Annotated in this window: 16 protein-coding genes; 8 read left to right on the top strand and 8 right to left on the bottom strand. The window is 71.9% G+C overall.

Annotated features, from left to right (window positions below):
* Nucleotides 1-44: 44 nt before the first annotated feature.
* Nucleotides 45-902 (top strand): SAM-dependent methyltransferase, encoded by an 858-nt coding sequence (locus AB0H62_RS28850; protein ID WP_220240570.1) that lies wholly within the window; start codon nucleotides 45-47, stop codon nucleotides 900-902.
* A 64-nt stretch (nucleotides 903-966) separates the two neighbouring features.
* Here AB0H62_RS28850 and AB0H62_RS28845 read toward each other — a convergent pair whose 3' ends face one another.
* Nucleotides 967-1,875, bottom strand: coding sequence for a LysR family transcriptional regulator (locus AB0H62_RS28845; protein WP_220240571.1), 909 nt, complete (start codon nucleotides 1,873-1,875; stop codon nucleotides 967-969).
* Between the two features lie 106 nt (nucleotides 1,876-1,981).
* On the opposite strand from AB0H62_RS28845, the gene AB0H62_RS28840 reads away from it, so the two are divergent.
* The 3 genes from AB0H62_RS28840 to AB0H62_RS28830 all read left to right on the top strand — a co-directional run bounded on the left by AB0H62_RS28840 (nucleotide 1,982) and on the right by AB0H62_RS28830 (nucleotide 5,820).
* Nucleotides 1,982-3,715: a pyruvate dehydrogenase gene (locus AB0H62_RS28840; RefSeq protein ID WP_220240572.1), complete on the top strand. Its 1,734-nt coding sequence runs from the start codon at nucleotides 1,982-1,984 to the stop codon at nucleotides 3,713-3,715.
* 34 nt (nucleotides 3,716-3,749) lie between these two features.
* Nucleotides 3,750-4,772, top strand: a complete 1,023-nt coding sequence (locus AB0H62_RS28835) for a helix-turn-helix domain-containing protein (protein WP_360589369.1) — start codon at nucleotides 3,750-3,752, stop codon at nucleotides 4,770-4,772.
* Nucleotides 4,773-4,869: 97 nt separating this feature from the next.
* Entirely contained in the window at nucleotides 4,870-5,820 is a 951-nt protein-coding gene (locus tag AB0H62_RS28830; RefSeq protein ID WP_360589367.1) for an alpha/beta hydrolase, read from the top strand.
* A gap of 14 nt (nucleotides 5,821-5,834) precedes the next feature.
* Here AB0H62_RS28830 and AB0H62_RS28825 read toward each other — a convergent pair whose 3' ends face one another.
* The 3 genes from AB0H62_RS28825 to AB0H62_RS28815 are packed head-to-tail and all read right to left on the bottom strand — an operon-like array spanning nucleotide 5,835 to nucleotide 9,219.
* On the bottom strand, nucleotides 5,835-6,581 hold the full coding sequence (locus tag AB0H62_RS28825; RefSeq protein ID WP_220240574.1) for a succinate dehydrogenase/fumarate reductase iron-sulfur subunit: 747 nt from the start codon (nucleotides 6,579-6,581) through the stop codon (nucleotides 5,835-5,837).
* Entirely contained in the window at nucleotides 6,578-8,506 is a 1,929-nt protein-coding gene (locus tag AB0H62_RS28820; RefSeq protein WP_360589508.1) for a fumarate reductase/succinate dehydrogenase flavoprotein subunit, read from the bottom strand. The genes AB0H62_RS28825 and AB0H62_RS28820 overlap by 4 nt, the downstream gene beginning before the upstream one ends.
* 2 nt (nucleotides 8,507-8,508) lie before the next feature.
* Nucleotides 8,509-9,219 (bottom strand): succinate dehydrogenase cytochrome b subunit, encoded by a 711-nt coding sequence (locus AB0H62_RS28815; protein ID WP_220240575.1) that lies wholly within the window; start codon nucleotides 9,217-9,219, stop codon nucleotides 8,509-8,511.
* A gap of 82 nt (nucleotides 9,220-9,301) precedes the next feature.
* Between AB0H62_RS28815 and AB0H62_RS28810 the strand changes: the two genes are divergently transcribed.
* From AB0H62_RS28810 to fdhD, 4 genes are all read left to right on the top strand, one after another.
* On the top strand, nucleotides 9,302-10,231 hold the full coding sequence (locus AB0H62_RS28810; protein WP_354880209.1) for a LysR substrate-binding domain-containing protein: 930 nt from the start codon (nucleotides 9,302-9,304) through the stop codon (nucleotides 10,229-10,231).
* 43 nt (nucleotides 10,232-10,274) lie between these two features.
* Nucleotides 10,275-11,183: an MBL fold metallo-hydrolase gene (locus tag AB0H62_RS28805; protein ID WP_360589364.1), complete on the top strand. Its 909-nt coding sequence runs from the start codon at nucleotides 10,275-10,277 to the stop codon at nucleotides 11,181-11,183.
* A gap of 104 nt (nucleotides 11,184-11,287) precedes the next feature.
* A complete protein-coding gene (locus tag AB0H62_RS28800; RefSeq protein ID WP_220240578.1) occupies nucleotides 11,288-12,643 on the top strand; it encodes an OFA family MFS transporter in 1,356 nt (451 codons plus the stop codon).
* A gap of 16 nt (nucleotides 12,644-12,659) precedes the next feature.
* Nucleotides 12,660-13,511 carry a formate dehydrogenase accessory sulfurtransferase FdhD gene (gene fdhD, locus AB0H62_RS28795; protein WP_360589361.1) on the top strand — a complete coding sequence of 284 codons (852 nt, stop codon included), beginning with the start codon at nucleotides 12,660-12,662 and terminating at the stop codon, nucleotides 13,509-13,511.
* 103 nt (nucleotides 13,512-13,614) lie between these two features.
* Here the strand turns inward: fdhD and AB0H62_RS28790 are convergent, their stop codons facing one another.
* The 4 genes from AB0H62_RS28790 to AB0H62_RS28775 form a co-directional block, all read right to left on the bottom strand.
* On the bottom strand, nucleotides 13,615-14,775 hold the full coding sequence (locus AB0H62_RS28790) for an NAD-dependent formate dehydrogenase (RefSeq protein ID WP_266117893.1): 1,161 nt from the start codon (nucleotides 14,773-14,775) through the stop codon (nucleotides 13,615-13,617).
* Nucleotides 14,776-14,878: 103 nt separating this feature from the next.
* Nucleotides 14,879-15,811 carry a LysR family transcriptional regulator gene (locus tag AB0H62_RS28785; RefSeq protein ID WP_360589359.1) on the bottom strand — a complete coding sequence of 311 codons (933 nt, stop codon included), beginning with the start codon at nucleotides 15,809-15,811 and terminating at the stop codon, nucleotides 14,879-14,881.
* 46 nt (nucleotides 15,812-15,857) lie between these two features.
* Nucleotides 15,858-16,715 (bottom strand): LysR family transcriptional regulator, encoded by an 858-nt coding sequence (locus tag AB0H62_RS28780; protein WP_360589357.1) that lies wholly within the window; start codon nucleotides 16,713-16,715, stop codon nucleotides 15,858-15,860.
* Nucleotides 16,716-16,736: 21 nt separating this feature from the next.
* A complete protein-coding gene (locus AB0H62_RS28775; RefSeq protein ID WP_360589355.1) occupies nucleotides 16,737-17,879 on the bottom strand; it encodes a molybdopterin molybdotransferase MoeA in 1,143 nt (380 codons plus the stop codon).
* Nucleotides 17,880-17,888 lie beyond the last annotated feature (9 nt).

Raw genomic sequence — 17,888 nt, 5'->3', positions numbered from 1 at the left:
TGAGTGGGTCAAAGCCGCCCCCCGAGCCGCCTTGCGAGGTGCCCATGCCCAGCGCTCCGCCGTCCACGCTGTCGCCCAGCCAGGTTCCCGTGGGGGTCGACCCGAACCGGCCGAGCATCGCGCGGATCTACGACGGCTTCCTCGGCGGCAACCACTACTACGAGGTCGACCGCGCGGTCATGGAGAAGATCAGCACGGCCGTCCCCGAGGCCGTGCACATCGCGCGCGGTAACCGCGGTTTCCACAACCGCGCGCTGCGGATGCTGGCCAACCAGACGGGCATCCGCCAGTTCCTCGACTGCGGTTCCGGCCTGCCGACCGCCGAGAACACCCATCAGATCGTGCAGCGCGCCCACCGTGACGCGCACGTGGTCTACGTCGACAACGACCCGGTGGTGCTCGCCCACGGCCGCGCACTGCTGGCCGAGAACGACTACACGCACATGGTCGACGCCGACATCTTCCAGCCGGAACTGGTGCTGGAGAACGAGACTGTGCGCGAGTACATCGACTTCTCGCAGCCGCTGGGCCTGCTGCACATCGGCACCATTCACCACTTCGAGGGCGACGGCGCCGTCGACGTGATGCGCCAGTACATCGACGCCCTCGCCCCGGGCTCCTTCGTGGCGCTCGCGCACTTCTACGACCCCGAGGTGCCGGAGCTGACCGCCGTCGCGAAGCGGATCGAGGAGATCCTCGTGTCCGGTCCGCTGGGCGCCGGCCGCTTCCGCACGCGCACGGAGATCGAAAGCATGCTGCCGGGCCTGGAACTGCTGCCGCCCAACGCGACCAGCGGCCCCGGCATGTCCGTCTGCGACGAGTGGTGGCCGGACGGCCCGCGGCTCACCCCGCTCAGCGACTCCGCGAAGTGCGTCGCGGGTGTCGTCGGGCGCAAGCCCTGAGCTGACCCTACGGAGATCCCCGGCATCCGCGTGGTGCCGGGGATTTTTCTTGCCCGGCAACGGGTCAGGTCGGCAACGCGCGTGGCGCCGTGGCGAGCACGTGCTTGCGGAACGTCTCGCTCGCCGGCGGGAGCACCCGTCCGGCGAGCTGGGCCAGACCGATGTCGCGAGCCGCGGGCACGTCCGTCACGCGCAGGTGCGGCGTCGTCGGCGCGGTGGCCGCGGGCGGGAAGGTCGCGGTATGGGGGAGCGGTAGCAGGGACACGCCGAGCCCCGCCGTGACGAGCCCGCGCAGGGTCTCCACCTCCTCGCCTTCGAACCCGACGCGCGGTGTGAACCCGGCCTGCGCGCACAGCTGCTCGGTGGTCTCGCGCAGTGCGTATCCCCGGCGCAGCAGGATGAACGACTCCTCGGCGACGTCGGCCAGGCGGGCCTGCTTGCGGCGCGCGAGGCGGTGTTTCGGCGGCACGGCCAGCAGCAGTGGTTCCTCCAGCAGCCGGACCCAGTGGATCAGCGGGTCACCCGGGTCGCCGCTGGTGAGCACGAGGTCCGCCGTGCCGTCGAGCAGTTCGCGCGCCAGGCCTTCCTCGCCGTGCTGGCGCAGCTCGAACCGTGCCCTCGGGTGAGCGGCGCGGTAGCTGCTCACGACCGGCGGCACGAGCCAGGTGCCGAACGTGTGCAGGAACGCCAGCGGGATCACCCCGGACTCGGGATCGACGGCTTCGGCGACGGCGCGCAGGCCTTCGTCGTAGCGCTCCAAGATCGCGTCGACGTGGATCGCGAAGGCGTGGCCCGCGGGCGTGAGCCGCAACGCGCGGCCCGAACGCTGGAACAGGGCGGCGCCCGCTTCGCGCTCGATCCGGTGCAGCGCACGGGAAAGCGCGGGCTGGGTGAGCCGCGCGCGGGCCGCCGTGTCGGTCACCGTCGCCCCGCGGGCCACTTCCCGGAAGAGCCGCAGCACGTGCAGGTCCATGCCATCCATACTGCCACGGCATGGAACCGAGGAGAAAGAGGCATTGGACGCATACGGGCAGGCAGCACATGCTGGAAGCAGGTTTTCCGAGAGAGGAGCGTGGCTCATGGCCACAGTGGCCGAACAGCTCGTGCGGACTCTGCGCGACGCCGGCGTGGAACGGATCTACGGCATCGTCGGCGACAGCCTGAACCCGATCGTCGATGCGGTGCGCCGCACCGACGGCATCGAGTGGGTCCACGTGCGCCACGAAGAGGCGGCGGCGTTCGCGGCCGCGGCCGAAGCCCAGGTGACGGGGAAGCTCGCCGTGTGCGCGGGCAGCTGCGGCCCGGGCAACCTGCACCTGATCAACGGGCTGTTCGACGCCCACCGCAGCGGCGCGCCGGTGCTGGCGATCGCGTCGCACATCCCGTCGGCGCAGATCGGCACGGGGTTCTTCCAGGAGACGCACCCGGAGCAGTTGTTCACCGAGTGCAGCTTCTACAGCGAACTCGTGTCCCAGCCTGAGCAGATGCCGCGGATGCTGCGGATCGCGATGCAGACGGCTGTCGGCAAGGGCGGCGTGTCGGTACTGACCATCCCGGGCGACATCGCCGACCGCAAGGCCGCGCAGCCGGGTGTGGAAAAGGTCCAGCTCGTCAGGCCGTCGCCCGTCGTGCCGCCGGCCGGGACGATCGAGGAGCTGGCGCGACTGCTCAACTCCGGTGAGAAGGTGATGCTCTTCGCCGGCGCCGGGACCCGCGGCGCGCACGACGAGGTGCTGGCCCTGGCCGAGCGGCTCAACGCTCCGGTCGGCCACTCGCTCGGCGGCAAGGAGTGGATCCAGTACGACAACCCGTTCGACGTCGGCATGAGCGGCCTGCTCGGCTACGGCGCCTGCTACGACGCGATGCACGCTGCAGACCGGATCGTGTTGCTGGGTACGGACTTCCCGTACGACAACTTCCTCCCGCAGGCCCGCACGATCCAGGTCGACACCGACGTCGCGCGCCTGGGCCGCCGCACTCCGCTGGAGCTGGCGGTCCACGGTGATGTGAAGGCGACGATCGAGGCCGTGCTGCCGCTGCTGCGCCAACGGACCGATCGCACCTACCTCGACCGGATGCTGCGCGAGCACGTGCGGAAGCTGGAGAAGGTGGTGTCGGCCTACACCACGAAGATCGAGCACCGCCGGCCCATCCACCCGGAGTTCGCCGCGGCGATCCTCGACGAGGTGGCCGACGACGACGCGGTGTTCACCGTGGACACCGGCATGGGCAACGTGTGGGCCGCTCGGTACCTCACGCCCAACGGCCGCCGCCGCGTGCTCGGCTCATTCCGCCACGGCAGCATGGCCAACGCGCTGCCGCACGCGATCGGCGCCCAGTTCGCGCAGCCGGGCCGCCAGGTCGTGTCGCTCTCGGGCGACGGCGGGCTCGCGATGCTCATGGGTGACCTGCTCACGCTGCCCACCTACGACATTCCGGTGAAGGTGGTGGTGTTCAACAACGCCACGCTCGGCATGGTGAAGCTCGAGATGCTCGTGGACGGCCTGCCCGACTTCGGCACCGACCACGCGCCCGTGAACTTCGCCGCGATCGCCCAGGCGTGCGGCATCCACGCGACGCGCGTCGAAGACCCGCGCGACGTGCGGGAGGCGCTGGCGAAGGCGTTCGTCCACCCCGGACCGGCCGTGGTCGAGCTGGTGACCGACCCCAACGCGCTGTCGATCCCGCCGCACATCACCGGCGCGCAGGTCCGCGGCTTCGCGCTCGGGGCGAGCAAGACGGTGCTCAACGGCGGCGTCGGCAAGATGATCGAGCTCGCGCGCACCAACCTGCGCAACGCGCCGGGCTTCTGAGCCCGCGCCGGCCCGTACGCTGGGCGCCGAGGAGGTGACCGACGTGCGTGAGCTGGCCGGGCGCATGCGGGCGATCGACCCCGGAGCCGGGGCCGCCCTGCAGGTGGTCGCCCACTTCGACGCCCTGGTGGAGGCCCGCGCCGGTCTCGAGGCGACGGTGCGGGCCGCGGCTGTGCTCGCCGGTTGCGCCGCGGGTCTCGTGGTTCCCGGACGCCGGCTGCGGGTCCGCGTGGAGCCGGACGGCCGGCGCGTGGACGGCGAGGTCGCCGGACTTGCGGTGCCGCTGCCGGGGTACGCGGGCGCGCTCGTGTGGGTGGAACGCGAGGCCGACGACCCGGGCCGGGCGGAGTTCGACCGCGTGCTCGTGGACCGGCTCGCCGCGACGGTCGGGATCGTGCTCGACCGCACGGGTGCCGGGTTCTCCACTGGTGACCCGGCGGCGGTGGAGCTCCTGGTGGACGCCACCGCCGACGAAGCCGCACGGCTCGCCGCGGCCCGGCGGCTCGGGTTGTCGCCGGAGGGGTCCTTCGTCGTCACGGTCTGCGCCGGCGGCCCGCACCCGCCCGGTGCGGCGCGGCTCGGCGACTTGACGGTGACGATCGACCCGGCCGGATTACCCGCAAGGGCCGGCCCGGCGGTGCGGTCGGCGTCGGGACCGGCGGTCGCCGTGCGGGATCTGTCGTTGTCCTACGGGCGGGCCGTTCTCGCGCTGCGGCTCACCGCCGTCGACGAACCGGGGCCGTCGCATGTGGACGCCGCCGAGGTGGGTGGGCTGCTGGCGCTCGCCGACGGGTGCGACTCGCCGGCGGCCACGGTGGAAGTGACGCACCTCGAACGCGTCCTCGCCGCGCACCCGTGGGCGCTCGCGACCCTGACCGCGGTCGCGGCGGAGCCGAGCCTGCGGGCCGCCGCGACGGCGCTCCACGTGCACCACTCGACGTTGCAGAGCCGCGTCGACCTGCTCGCCCAGGCGCTGGCCTACGGCGTCGCCACACCGGCCGGGCGGACCAGGCTCACGGTGGCGTTGGTGCTGCGCCGGTTCCGCCGGAACCGCTGACCGCCGCGTGGCGGGCAACGGCCGCCGCGTGACGGGTTCACCGGGGCGGGCTCGGGCCCTAGCGTCGGGGGTCGACGTACCGAGAGGAGCAGGCGGCATGCAGAGGGTGCACCCACCGTTCGACCCCGAGATCGCGGCGGCGCTGGTGGCGGTGAACAAGGCGCTGCCGTCGTCGGTGACGCCGGAGCTCGTGGGCCGGCTGCGCGAGCTGACGGCGGCCGGGCACACGATGACCGTGGCCGAGATCGGCGAGCACGCCGATGTGCGCGAGGTCGACGCCGGCGTTCCGCTGCTGGTGCTGCGGCCGAAGGGCAGCGACCCGGCCGCGCCGTTGCCGGGCGTGTACTTCATGCACGGCGGCGGCATGATGGCCGGCAACAACCGCACGGGCGCCGACTGGCTGCTCGGCTGGCTGGCCGAGATCCCGATGGTCGTGGTGAGCGTCGACTATCGCCTCGCGCCGGAGCATCCGCACCCCGCGCCCGTCGAGGACTGCTACACCGGTCTGACGTGGGTGGGCGAGCACCTCGCCGAGCTGGGCATCGACCCCGCCCGGCTCGTGGTGGCGGGCGGCAGCGCCGGCGGCGGGCTCGCGGCTGCCACCGCGCTGATGGCTCGCGACCGCGGTGGCCCGCCCCTGCGGGGGCAGCTGCTGGTGTGCCCGATGATCGACGACCGCGCGAGCACACCGTCGAGCACCGAACTGGTCGGTGAAGGCGTGTGGGACAGCGTCTCCAACGCCACCGGCTGGTCCGCGCTCCTCGGTGACGCCGCCGGGGGTCCGGATGTCTCCCCGTACGCCGCGCCCGCCCGCGCCGCCGATCTCTCGGACCTGCCGCCCGCGTTCATCGAGGTCGGCTCGGTCGAGACCTTCCGCGACGAGGCTGTCGCCTACGCGTCACGCCTGTGGCAGTCGGGCGGGCAGGCGGAGCTGCACGTGTGGCCGGGCGGGTGCCACGGCTTCGACGAGGTCGTCCCGCATGCCCCGATGTCCCGTGAGGCGCGGGCGAGCCGGGCCAACTGGCTACGCCGCGTCTTCGCCGAGTAGGACAGCCGAGTAGGTCACTTGCGCGCTTTGCGCGCCGCCTTGAGGAACTCCCGGTTGAGCGTGTTGATGCTTGTCAGCGGGATGCCCTTGGGGCAGGCCAGCGTGCACTCGCCGCTGTTGGTGCAGCCGCCGAAGCCTTCGGCGTCCATGGTGTCGACCATGTCGAGCACTCGCTGCGCGCGTTCGGGCTGGCCCTGCGGCAAGGAGTTGAGGTGGCTGACCTTTGCGGCGGTGAAGAGCATCGCCGAGCCGTTGGGACACGCCGCGACGCAGGCGCCGCAACCGATGCAGGTGGCGTTGTCGAAGGCGAGGTCGGCGTCGGGCTTGGGCACCGGCGTCGCGTGGGCGTCGGGGGCCGCGCCCGTCGGGGCGGTGATGTAGCCGCCGGCCTGGATGATGCGGTCGAACGCCGAGCGGTCGACGACGAGGTCCTTGATCACGGGGAAACCCTTGGCCCGCCAGGGTTCGACGTCGATCACGTCACCGTCGGAGAACGCGCGCATGTGCAGCTGGCACGTCGTGGTCGTCTCCGGCCCGTGGGCCTGGCCGTTGATGACGACGCCGCAGGAGCCGCAGATGCCTTCACGGCAGTCGTGGTCGAACGCGACCGGCTGTTCGCCCGACTCGATGAGCTGCTGGTTGAGCGTGTCGAGCATTTCGAGGAAGGACATGTCGGTGCTGATGCCGTCGACGGGGTAGTCGACGAGCTGTCCTTCAGTGTCGGGGCCGGACTGGCGCCAGACACGCACGGTGAGTTTCACGTGTAGCTCCGCTGGGTGGGGTGGACGTAGTCGAAGTTCAGGGGTTCCTTGTGCAGCACGGGTTTCTCGCCGTACTCCCAGGCCGAGACGTGCGAGAAGTTCTCGTCGTCGCGGGCGGCCTCGCCCTCGGGAGTCTGGTGTTCCTCCCGGAAGTGCCCGCCGCAGGACTCCTCGCGCACGAGGGCGTCGAGCAGCAGGAGCTCGGCGAGTTCGAGGAAATCGGCGACGCGCGCGGCCTTCTCCAGCTCCTGGTTGAGCTCCTCGCCGGTGCCGGGGATGCGGACGTCGCGCCAGAACTCGGCCCGGAGTTCCGGGACGCGTTCGAGGGCCTTGCGCAGGCCTTCCGCGGTGCGAGCCATGCCGCAGTGGTCCCACATCATCAGGCCCAGCTCGCGGTGGAACGAGTCCACCGACCGCGTGCCGTTCACCGCGAGGAGCCGCTCGAGGCGGTCGCGGACGCCGGTCTGCGCCTCGACGACGGCGGGGTCGTCCAGGGTGACGTAGGTGAACCCGCCCTGTCCGATGTAGTCGTTGAGGGTCGCCGGCAGGACGAAGTAGCCGTCGGCCAGCCCCTGCATGAGCGCCGAGGCGCCGAGGCGGTTGGCGCCGTGGTCGGAGAAGTTGGCCTCGCCGATCACGAACATGCCGGGAATCGTGCTCTGCAGGTCGTAGTCGACCCACAGCCCGCCCATCGTGTAGTGGATGGCGGGGTAGATGCGCATCGGGACCTCGTACGGGTTCTCCGCGGTGATGCGCTGGTACATGTCGAAGAGGTTGCCGTACCGGGCTTCGACGGCCGGGCGCCCGAGACGCTGGATGGCGTCGGCGAAGTCCAGGTACACCCCGAGCCCGCCGGGTCCGACGCCGTAGCCGGCGTCGCAGATGTTCTTCGCCGCCCGCGACGCGATGTCGCGGGGGACCAGGTTGCCGAAGCTGGGGTAGAGGCGTTCCAGGTAGTAGTCCCGTTCGTCTTCCGGGATCTCCGACGGCGGCCGCGGGTCCTGCTTTTCCTTGGGGACCCAGATGCGGCCGTCGTTGCGCAGCGACTCGCTCATCAGTGTCAGCTTCGACTGGTGGTCGCCGGAGCGCGGGATGCACGTCGGGTGGATCTGCGTGAAGCAGGGATTGGCGAAGTACGCGCCCCGCTTGTGGGCCCGCCAGATCGCCGACGCGTTGGAACCCTTGGCGTTGGTGGAAAGGTAGAAGACGTTGCCGTACCCGCCGGTGGCCAGCACGACGGCGTCGGCCAGGTGAGTGGTGACCTCGCCGGTGACGAGGTCGCGCGCGACGATGCCACGGGCCCGGCCGTCGACCACGATCAGGTCGAGCATCTCCGTACGCGGGTGCAGCTCGACGTTCCCGGCGTCGATCTGCCGCGACAACGCCTGGTAGGCCCCGATCAGCAGCTGCTGCCCGGTCTGGCCGCGCGCGTAGAACGTCCGCTGCACCTGCACGCCGCCGAACGAGCGCGTGTCGAGGAGCCCGCCGTACTCCCGCGCGAACGGCACGCCCTGCGCCACGGCCTGGTCGATGATCTGCGCCGACACCTCGGCCAGCCGGTACACATTGGACTCCCGTGATCGGAAGTCGCCGCCCTTGACCGTGTCGTAGAACAGCCGGTGCACGGAGTCGCCGTCGTTGCGGTAATTCTTCGCCGCGTTGATGCCGCCCTGAGCCGCGACCGAGTGCGCGCGCCGCGGTGAGTCCTGGAAGCAGAACTGCACCACGTGGTAACCCTGCTCGGCCAGCGTCGCCCCGGCGGATCCACCGGCCAGGCCGGTGCCGACCACGATCACCCGGTGCTTGCGCCGGTTCGCCGGGTTGACCAGCTTCGCCGAGAACTTCCGCGCGCTCCAACGCTCGTCGATCGGTCCGGACGGCGCCTTGGTGTCGGTGATCGGCTCGCCGATCGTGTAGTCGAGCATGCTCAGCTCACCCATCCAGTCATGACGGAGATCGGCACGATCATGAACCCGCCGGTGATGACCACGGCCAGGACGGTGCCGACGGTCTTGACCGTGCGGTCCTTGGTCGCGCTCTTGATCCCCAGCGTCTGCGTGGCGCTCCAGAACCCGTGGTTGATGTGCAGCCCGAGCATCAGCAGGGCCACCAGGTAGATGACGTTGACCCACCACACCTGGAAGTCGGCGACGACGTTGTGGAACGGCTGCCCCTCCACGAAGTCCCGGTTCGCGACCCCGACCGTGAGGTCGAGGATGTGCCACACGATGTACACCGCGAGCGTCGCGCCGCCCCAGCGCATGGTGTGCGTGGCGAAGGTCGCCCGCGGCCGCTGCCCGTGCGCGTACCGGACCGGCCGCGCGCGGCGGTCGCGTTTGGACAGCTGTACCGCCGCCGTGACGTGCAGCACCAGCGCCACCACCAGAACCGCGCGCTGGATCCACAGGAACCACGCGTACGGCAGCGCCGGCTCCCCGATCGTGCGCAGCCAGGCCGCGTAGTGGTCGAAGGTCTCCGGCCCGAAGAAGATCTTCAGGTTGCCGGCCATGTGCGCGAGCAGCCAGACCACGAACAGCAGTCCGGTCGCCGCCATCACGACCTTCTTGCCGATCGACGATTCCCAGAAAAGCCGCACCGCCGAGCGTTTGCGCCGGGCGGTGGCGAGTTCACTTGCCACGGCTCCGACGTTAGGTCCGCGTCAACGAGAGGGCAAACACATGATTCCTCTCGTGACGAGAGCCAACGCCTATGATGGCCCTATGCAGTTCCAACAGCTGGCATATTTCCTGGCAGTGGCCGACACGCGGCACTTCACGCGCGCGGCCGAGCAGGCGCGTGTGGCGCAACCCTCACTGTCACAGCAGATCCGCGCGCTCGAACGCGACGTCGGCGCCACGCTGTTCCACCGTGTCCGCGGCAACGTCACGCTCACCGAGGCCGGCGAGACGCTCCTGCCCATCGCGCGGCGCATCCTGGCCGAGACCGAGACGGCGTACCGGGCGATCCGCGAGCTCGACGAGCTGGGCCGCGGCCGCGTGCGCCTCGGCGCGACGCCCAGCCTGTGCACCGGCCTGCTGCCGGTGATGCTCGCGGCGTTCCGGCGCACCTACCCCGGCATCGAACTGGCGCTGCACGAGAGCGGTTCCCGCGACCTGCAGACCGACCTTTCCGAAGGCGGCCTCGACCTCGCGATGATCGTCGACAGCCGGGTCCGCGACGACCACCGCCTGGAAAGCACGCCGCTGTTCGTCGAGGAACTCGTGGTGATCTCCCCGAAGCACGAGCCGGCGCCGGTGCGCGGACGGCTCGCCATCCAGGACCTGAAGGGCCGGCCGCTCGTCATGTTCCGCCGCGGCTACGACCTGCGCGAGGCCACCGTGAACGCCTGCCGCGCCGCCGGGTTCGACCCGGCCTTCGCCATCGAGGGCGGCGAGATGGACGCCGTGCTCGAGCTCGTGCAGGCGGGCCTTGGTCTCGCCGTCGTCCCGAGCACCGTGGTGGGGGACCGGTTCCGGATGACGCAGTTCACCGAACCCGGCCTCAGCCGCGTCGTCCGGCTCGCCTTCCGCCGCGATGTCGAGCTCACGCGCGCGGCCCGCGCTCTGCAGGAGGAGATTGTCCGATTCCTGGCCGGGGGAGGTGGACTCGGTCACCTCCCACCCGGGATCCGCTCGCTCGCCGGGCGCTGACGGGGGCATGATCAACTCGAGGAGTCCGAGAGGGGAGTGCGTGATGGCGGGAGCGCTGAACGAGCAGTCGGCGGTACGGGTGCTGGAGCTCGGGGGAGTGCGGTTCACCTACGTGGTCGACGGCGCGCTGGCCATGGTGCCCGGCGGCTTCTTCCCTGCCATCCCGGCGGCCTACTGGACCGAACACCCCGAGGTGCTCGACGTGAAGGGACGCGTCACGGCCTCCGTCGGCGGCCTGCTCGTGGAGCGCGACGGCCGGTCGCTGCTCGTCGACGCCGGGCTCGGCGTCGCGACCGACCCGGTCGAAATCAGCGGCGAGCCGATCGCCTTCAGCAATTCCGGTGCCCTGCCCGACACCCTCGCCGCGCTCGGCCACAAGCCCGAGGACATCGAGGCCGTGGCGTTCACGCACCTCCACGTGGACCACACCGGCTGGGCGTTCGTCGACGGCCGCAAATTCTTCCCGGCGGCCACCTACCTCGTCGCCGCGCAGGAGTGGGCGCCGCACGGACGCGGGGAGCTCATCCCGGGGGCGCCGGGCCGGGCCGAGGTGATCGAGCCGCTGGCGGGCACGCACGAGGTGATCGGCGACGGCGACGAGGTTTTCCCGGGTGTCCACGCGCTCGTGACACCCGGCCACAGCCCGGGCCACACCTCGTACGTGATCGAGGCGGGGGAGCAGTGCGTGATCGCGTTCGGCGACGTCTTCCACATTCCCGCGCAGATCACGCACCCCGACTGGCCTTCGCTGCCCGACGTCGACGCCGCGGGCGTGCTCGCCGCCCGTCGCCGGATCGTGCAGGAGCTGGAGCGGCCCGGCGCGATCGGATTCGGCATCCACTTCGGGGACCAGGCGTTCGGCCGCGTCCGGCGAGACACCGAAGGCCTGCTCGGCTGGGAACCGATCGAGGCCGAAGCCGTGCTGCCCGCGCCGCGCGTGCTGGGGGACTGAGCCCGCTCCGCCCGTCGGGCGACGCCCGTGGACAGGGTGCAGTGTGGGTGCTATAACCGGACTACTCCATACTGCATACAACATCCAGTCGAGCGGGTGACGCCATGTCCGAGCACCGGACCACCACCGCGGTTCGCGAACTGAAGGACGTCTACGGACGCCGGTACCGAGTCGGGGAAAGCGATCTGGACCTGCTCGGCCGCCCCCGGAGCTGGATGCTCTGGCTCAGCGGCGCCGCGATGTTCGCGGCCGGGCTGCAGCAGTACGGCTTCGGCGCCATCGCGCCGGTGCTCACCGGCGCGCACGGCTGGACGTTCACCGAAGTGGTGGTGTCGCTCGCCGTGTGGGCGGTGGCCCAGGCGAGCGTGGTGTTCCCCGCCGCGTGGCTGCGCGACCGCGGCCGGCTCTCGCCGTCGTTCGCGGTGGCGCTGGGCGGGATCCTGTGTGCGATCGGGCTCGTGACGCTCGGCCACGCGTCGAGCCTGGCCGTGGTGTTCGTGGGCTACTCGCTGCTCGGCGGCATCGGCACGGGGCTGGTCTACGGCACGTGTGTCGGCGCCGTGATGAGCTGGTTCCCCGACCACACCGCCACCCGCGTCGGCGCGGTGAGCGGCGCCTTCGCCTACGGCAGCGTCCCTTTCGTGCTTGTCGCCGGCTTCGGCCTCAGCGTCGGCAACCGCGGCGTGCTGCTCGACGTGACGGCGGCACTCGTGCTCGTCGTCGTGGTCGGCGCGGGCGTGCTCCTGCGCTATCCGCCGCGCAACTGGTGGCCGTCCGGCGCGCCGGACCCGCGCGAGTGGGCGCGGGACAAGGTCCGCAACCGCACCGTCTCGGTCAACCGCCCCGCCGTCCGCCACTACCGGCCGGTCGAGCTCCTGCGCTGCGGAACGACCCTCGCCCTGTACGTCACGGTGGTGCTGGCCGCCGCCGTGCTGCTGTTCGACCTCGCCTACCTCGCGACGTTCGTCGCCGAGCAGGGTGGCGGCACGGGCCTCGCGGCGGTCGCGCTCGCGGTGCTGGCCGGCGTGACCGGCACCGGCCGCGTGCTGCTCGGCTGGCTGTCCGACCGCGTGGGCCGTCGCCGGATCCTGCAGCTGGCCCTGGTGGCCGGCGGTATCGGCCAGTTCGTGCTCTTCTACTCCGGCGAGCACCGGCAAGCCTTCGGCCTCGTGCTCGGCGCCGCGCTCGCCGGGCTGGGCAACGGCTGCTGCTATACCCTGCTGACCGGGTTGGTGCGCGAGTACTTCGGCGAGGAGTCGGCGTTGCAGAACTTCGGTGTGCTCTACAGCGCCAAAGCCGTCGGCGCGCTCCTCGGCATCGGGCTCGCCGCCCTCGTCGTCACGGCGCACGGCTACTTCGGCGCCTTCGCCGCAGCCGGGATCTTCAGCCTGGCCGGCGCCGTTCTCACCGGACGGCTGACACAGCCGGGCCGGCCCAAGTCCCTGCTTCCCGCGCGCTGATCCCGGAGGTGGCCCCATGGGCCGGATGACGAGCCGACGCCGAGTGTTCCGCGTCGTCGACGGCGAGCTCACCATGCGCCCGGACACGCTCAGTGCCGAGGAACCGCTGGAGATCCGCGTGGCCGGCAAGGCGCTCACGATCACCATGCGCACGCCCGGCAGCGACTTCGACCTCGCCGCCGGGTTCCTGGTGGGCGAGGGGATCGTGCACCAGGGCGCCGACATCGCCGGGATCCGGTACTGCGCCGGGGCTACTGTGGACGGTTCCAACACCTACAACATCGTCGACGTCGTGCTGCGCGCCGGCGTGCCGCCGCCCGACCCGTCGATGGAGCGCAACTTCTACACCACGTCCTCGTGCGGCCTCTGCGGCAAGGCGAGCCTGGACGCGGTGCGCACGACGTTGCGGTGGCCGGTGACCGCCGACCCGCTCGCCGTCGGTCCGGAGGTGCTGACGGGCCTGCCCGACGCGTTGCGCGCGGCGCAGAAGGTGTTCGACCGCACCGGCGGCCTGCACGCGGCCGGGCTCTTCGACGCCGCCGGAGAGCTGCTGTGCGTGCGCGAGGACGTGGGGCGGCACAACGCGGTCGACAAGGTCGTGGGCTGGGCCGCGCGCGAGGGCCGACTGCCGCTGACCGGCACGATGCTGATGGTCAGCGGGCGGGCGTCGTTCGAGCTGGTGCAGAAGGCGGCGATGGCGGGAATCCCGTTGCTGGCGGCGGTTTCCGCGCCCTCGTCGCTGGCGGTGGAGCTGGCCGAGGAGGTCGGGCTCACACTCGTCGGGTTCCTGCGTGGCAGCTCGATGAACGTCTACACGCGAGCCGACCGGCTCGGCCTGCACGACCCGCTGCAGCTCGTCGAGCGCTGAGGTCCCGCACCGGGATCCAGTAGGCCGGGCACTGACGCCATGCCCGAGGACGGCTCCTTTCGCCGCGGGGCAATCGCGGCGAAAGGGGCCGTCGTCGAAGGGTTCAGCGCTTGGCCGAGTACGAGTGCGCACCCGTGCCGGCGAGGTTGCCGCCGTCGACGATGAGGTACTCGTCGCGGATCGGCGTACCGGCGAACCACGACTCGAGGATCTCGCGGGTGCCCGCCGCGTAACGCGTCTGGGCCGAGAGCGTGGAGCCCGAGATGTGCGGCGTCATGCCGTGGTGCGGCATGGTGCGCCACGGGTGGTCGGCCGGCGCGGGCTGCGGGAACCAGACGTCGCCGGCGTACCCGGCGAGCTGACCGCTCTCCAGGGCCCGCATGATCGCGTCGCGGTCGGCGATGCGGGCGCGGGCGGTGTTGATCAGGTACGTCCCGCGCTTCATCGTGGCGATGAGCTTGTCGTCGAACAGGCCCTCGGTCTCCGGGTGCAGCGGCGCGTTGATCGTCACGACGTCGCAGTGCGGCACCATGTCCGCGGCGCTCTCGTGGAACGTCAGGCCCAGCTCCTGCTCGACCTCGGCCGGCAGGCGGTGCCGGTCGGTGTAGTGCAGGTGCACGTCGAACGGCTTGAGGCGGCGCAGCACCGCGGTGCCGATGCGGCCGGCGGCGACCGTGCCGACGTGCATGCCCTCGAGGTCGTAGGAGCGCGCGACGCAGTCGGCGATGTTCCAGCCGCCGTCGAGCACCGTCTGGTACGAGGGCAGGTAGTTGCGCACCTGCGAGAGGATCATCATCACGACGTGCTCGGCGACGCTGATGCTGTTCGAGTACGTCACCTCGGCCACGGTCACGCCGCGGGCGATCGCCGAGTCGAGGTCGGTGTGGTCCGAACCGATGCCCGCGGTGATCACGAGCTTGAGGTTCTTCGCCTTCTCGAACCGCTCGGGCGTGAGGTAGGCCGGCCAGAACGGCTGAGAGATCACGATGTCCGTGTCGGGCAGCTCCTGGTCGAAGACCGAGCCCTCTCGGTCCTTGTCGGACGTCACGACCAACTGGTGGCCCTGGCTCTCCAGGAACTCCCGCAGCCCGAGCTCACCGGAGACGCTGCCGAGCAGGGCGCCGGGTGCGAAGTCGATCGCCTTCGGAGACGGGAGGGTCTGACCGCCGGGGAAGCCGTCGAGGTGAGGAAGATCGTCGCGCGCGTAGGTCTTGGGGTACCCGTCGACCGGGTCGTCGTACAGCACGCAGAGCACCTTTGCCATGGTCTGTCTCCCGAGGTTTTTCGTTGGCAGCTAACGACTTTCAGCTTCCTCCGCTGCCCGGGAGGGGTCAAAGCGTCAGTGCCTATGCCGACATAGGCCCCGGCTATCGCGCGGGCGCGAGGAAACCCGCGAGGACGCGCTCCAGCACTCCCCGGACGTCGACCCGCGGCGTCACCTCGAGCAGGGCGCGGGCGAGGATCGGCTCCGGGTCCCGGTCGGCCATCACCAGCCCGATCTGCGGCGGCTGGGCGGGGTTTTCCAGCGGCACCACACGCATGCCCGGCGGCACGCCGAACATGTGCAGCCACGCGTGGGAGATCACGCTCGACCAGCGCCGCGAGGCGACGTGGGCGTAGAGCCCCGACACGGTGTCGGTCTCGATCGCCGGGACGACCGACGCGCCGGCCTCGGCGAAGAGCCCGTCGAGGATGCGCCGGTTGCGCATCTGCTGCCCGAGCAGGCACAGCGGCACGGTCGCGACCTCGGCCCAGCGGACGCGCTCGCGCCCGGCGAGCTCACCGTCGCGCGGTGTCAGGAGCAGGTAGCGCTCCTCGTAGAGCGGGTAGGTGCGGACGGCGCCGAGCTCCTCATCGTCCACGTAGGTCAGGGCGATGTCCAGTTCGTACTCGGCGAGCCGGCGCGTGATCTCCCGTGACGGAAGGGATTCCAGCGTCACGCGGGCGTGCGGGTGGCGTTCGCAGAACGGGGTCGTGAGCAGCGTCGCGGCGGTGAGCGATGTCGGGATCGCGCCGACGCGCAGGACACCCGAGAGGCTGCTGCGCATCGTGGAGAGATCCTGGCGCAGGCCGTCGCACTCGGCGAGGATCCGGTGCGCCCACAGCAGCACGCGCTCGCCTTCTGGCGTCAGGCCCTCGAACCGCCGGCCGCGGCGCACGATTGGCGCGCCCAGCTCGTGCTCAAGTTTGCGGATCGCGGCCGACAGTGAGGGCTGCGAGACGTGACAGGCGTCGGCGGCGCGGGCGAAATGGCGTTCTCGCGCGAGCGCGACGAGGTACTCCAGTTGGCGTAGCAGCACATCTCATCATGGCGCACGCCCGGGACCGGGGAAAGGCCTTGCGGCGTCAGGTCAGGTGCCGCAGCACGGCCGCCACCGCAGGCGGGGGATCACCCGCCGGACGGGTCACGGTGATGTGCCAGGTCGGGCCGCCGCGGGAGAAGGGCCGCGAGGTGAGATCGGCGAACTGCGCGGCCACGGACGCGGGCAGGATGCACGCGCCGAGGTCGTGGCGGACGAGCTCCGCCGCGGCGGCGACGTCGGTGACCTCATGGGCCACGGTGCGACGCACCTGCGCGGTGTGGAACGCGCGGTCGGTCGCCTCGCGGTTGGCCCAGCCCGGAGCGAAGTCGACGACCGCCGCCGCGGCCGCGTCGGCGGCGGTGACCGGCCGGTCACCGCCGCGATCGCCCGCGGGAGTCACCAGCACCATGGCCTCGCGCCGCAGCGGCCGGCTGACCAGACCGTCACCGGCCACGCAGTCCTCCACGGCGACGAGAGCGTCCACACTGGACTCGTGCACGGCCGAGCGCAGCTGCCGCGGCGGGACCAGGAGGACCTGCACCTGCACCCCGGGGTGCTCCCGGCGCAGCGCCGCCAGGGCGCGGTGCGGGTCGGGCCACGCGCCGGGCATCACCCCGATCCGCACGCGGCCGTCGAGTTTCCAGCGCGCCCCGTCCACGGTCGCCCGGGCGTGTTCGGCCGCCTTCAGCGCGGCGCGCGCGGCGGGCAGGAACGCCCGTCCCGCCGGCGTGAGCGCGACGCGGTGGGTGGTGCGCTCGAACAGCGAGGTGCCGAGGTCGCGTTCGAGCGCGCGCACCACCGTGGACACCGTCGACTGCACGGTGTGCAGGCGGTGCGCCGCGGCGGTGAACCCGCCCTCCTCGGCGACCGCGACGACGATCTCCAGCTGCCGCAGGTCCATCCGTCCTCCTCTTCGTCGCGGTCAGGGCAGGGACAGCAGTTCGACGTCACCGCCCCGCCAGCCCGGCGGCACCACGGCGAGGGCGTCGGCGAGCGCCGCGCCCCACAGCGAACCGGGCCGGTCGTGGCCCACCGGGGTGACGTCGCCGCCCGAGCGCACGACGGGCACGAGCCGGGTGTCGCTCGGGTGCGCCGGCAGGGGTTCGGCGGCCCACGCCGTGACGGGCGCCGGCTCGCGGTGCCCGCCGAGCTCGGTCAGCAACGGCATGAGCAGCGTCAACCCGGCCCCGAGTGCCGCGAACGGGTTGCCCGGCAGCCCGACCACGCACCGGCCGTCGGGCAGCACCGCCAGCAGCTGCGGGTGCCCGGGCCGGACCGCGACGCCGTCCACGCGCACGTCGGCGAGCAGCGCGCGCAGCACCCCTCGCAGGTGGTCGGCCGGTCCCTTCGAGGTGGCGCCGCAGACGACCACCACGTCGGCGTCGTTGTCGGTCAGCGCCGCGGTGAGGGCGTCGGGCTGGTCGGCGAGCCGGACAAGGCCGTGCTCGTCGGCACCCGCGGCGCGCAGCAGGCCGGGCAGCAGCGGCCCGATCGCGTCACGCACGCGACCCGGCTCCGGCAGGCCCGAGGTCTGGACCTCGTCGCCGGTCACGACCACCGACACGCGCGGCCGGCGGTGCACCAGCAGCGTGTCGTGCCCGACGGCCGCCGCCGCGCCGAGCACCGCGGCCGTCACGGTGGTCGACGTGGTGAGCAGCTCCTCGCCCTCGGGACAGTCCTCACCCCGGCGGCGGACGTGCTTGCCGGTCACCACGGTGCCGCTCACCCGCCGTCCACTGTGGACGGCGTGCTCCACCGGCAGCACCGCCCTCGTGCCGGTCGGGACCGGCGCGCCCGTGGCGATCTCGAGCGCCGTGCCGTGGGCCAGCACCCCGGCGTACGGCGCGCCGCCGGCCCGGACCGCGCCCACCACGGTCCACGGTCCCGGCCCGGCGACGGCGTACCCGTCCATCGCCGAGTTGTCGTACGCCGGCATCGGCACCAGGGCACGGACCGGGCTCGCCAGCGCCCGGCCCAGCGCTTCGCCCAACGGCAGCTCCACCGCCTCGAGCGGCTTCACCGCGTCGCGGGCGATCCGGCGGGCCTCGGCCCATCCCCGGTGCATGGCGTACCT

Source organism: Amycolatopsis sp. NPDC050768, assembly GCF_040654155.1.
Lineage (GTDB): Bacteria > Actinomycetota > Actinomycetes > Mycobacteriales > Pseudonocardiaceae > Amycolatopsis.
This window is presented reverse-complemented; position numbering and strand designations above follow the sequence as displayed.